This window comes from Pararcticibacter amylolyticus, from assembly GCF_003130405.1.
Classification (GTDB): Bacteria; Bacteroidota; Bacteroidia; order Sphingobacteriales; family Sphingobacteriaceae; genus Arcticibacter; species Arcticibacter amylolyticus.
Map to the genome: position 1 here is coordinate 1 of NZ_QEAS01000026.1, position 1,511 is coordinate 1,511.

The 1,511-nt window shown below is 46.7% G+C and carries 1 protein-coding gene; it reads left to right on the forward strand.

Going from position 1 to position 1,511, the window contains the following annotated elements; translation table 11 throughout:
* Positions 1-1,428, forward strand: a 1,428-nt coding sequence (locus tag DDR33_RS22525; RefSeq protein ID WP_202913822.1) for an Ig-like domain-containing protein, incomplete at its 5' end; no start/stop codon positions are given.
* Between the last annotated feature and the right edge of the window lie 83 nt (positions 1,429-1,511).

Below are 1,511 nucleotides of genomic sequence, written 5' to 3' on the forward strand. Positions count from 1 at the left end.
GTCACCGATCAGGCAGGAAACACGGGCGCAGAATCCGATCCAATCAAAATTGATGTCGATACTAAGAACCCTGATAAACCGGTGACACCGGACGCTCCGGGTAACGGCGGTCATGTGAACACGACCACACCGACGATCAAAGGTGTAACAGAACCCAACGCGACTGTAGAGGTCCTGGTAGATGGCGTTAAAGTTGGTGAAGCAAAAGCTGACGGTGACGGCAAATGGGAATATACCTTTAGCCCGGCCTTAACAGAAGGTAAACATGAAATTACGATCAAGGTTACCGATCAGGCAGGCAATGACGGCCCGGTTTCTGATCCGATCATTATTAATGTGGATGTGAAAACACCGGAACAGCCGGAAGCTCCGCACAGCAACGGTGCCGGTACGGGCACCCCGGCTATAAGCGGCACTACTGAACCAAATGCGACAGTTGAAGTGTACGTCGATGGTGTGAAAGTAGGAGAGGTTAAAGCTGATGATAAAGGCAAATGGGATTACAACTTTAATCCGTCATTATCAGAAGGTAAACATGAAATTACTATTGTGGTAGTCGATCCGGCGGGAAATAAAAGCGAGGCCGGAGCTCCTCTGGTGGTGGAAGTGATAAATACTATAAGGAGTACAACTATACAAATAGGAGCCATTCCTTCCAAAACGTATGGAGATGTTGCGTTCGGGATAGAATCCCGAAGCAACAGCAATGCATCATTCAGTTACACGAGCAGCAATGAACATGTTGCCACTATTGATGTCAGCGGAATGATTCAAATCCATCATGCCGGTAGCGTGACTATTACGGTTTCACAGCCGGCTGTAACCGGATTTACAGCCGCTTCGGCCTCTGTGGAGCTGGTGGTGAACAAAGCCGCTCAGACGGTTTCGGTAACACCATTGCCCGAACTGGAACGGCACGGTTCTCCATATGCACTGGTGGTGAGTTCGTCTGCTGGTTTACCGGTGGATATCATTAGCTCTGATCCGCGGGTAGCAACTATTAGCGGCAGCAGCGTGGTACCTCAGGGAATTGGGACGGCCATGATCATACTGACACAGCCCGGCAATGAGGATTACCTGCAGGCTACAGCTGAAACATCTGTTAAGGTAACTGATCCTTCCGGAGAGGTGATCAGGGTGAGCAAGGTCATCACACCTAATGGCGACGGAGTTAATGACGAACTAATAATAGAAGGGCTCAGCAATGTATCAGAACATCGTATTGTGATATATAACAGAAATGGAACAATGTTATTTGATAGCAAGACCTATCCAATTGGTGATGATTATATACCACAGGGGAAGTTCTTTGCCGGGAAAACTTACCGGACGGGATACATACCTGGAGGAACTTATTTCTACACTCTGGAATATAAATATGCCGGCGCGAAAAAGCTGAAAACAGGATATATCGTGATTAAATATTAAAAAATGATCACGGAATTCTTGAGTCAATAATTTGGTATATAAATGAAAAACCGCCTCTATTTCAAAATAGAGGCGGTTTTTTG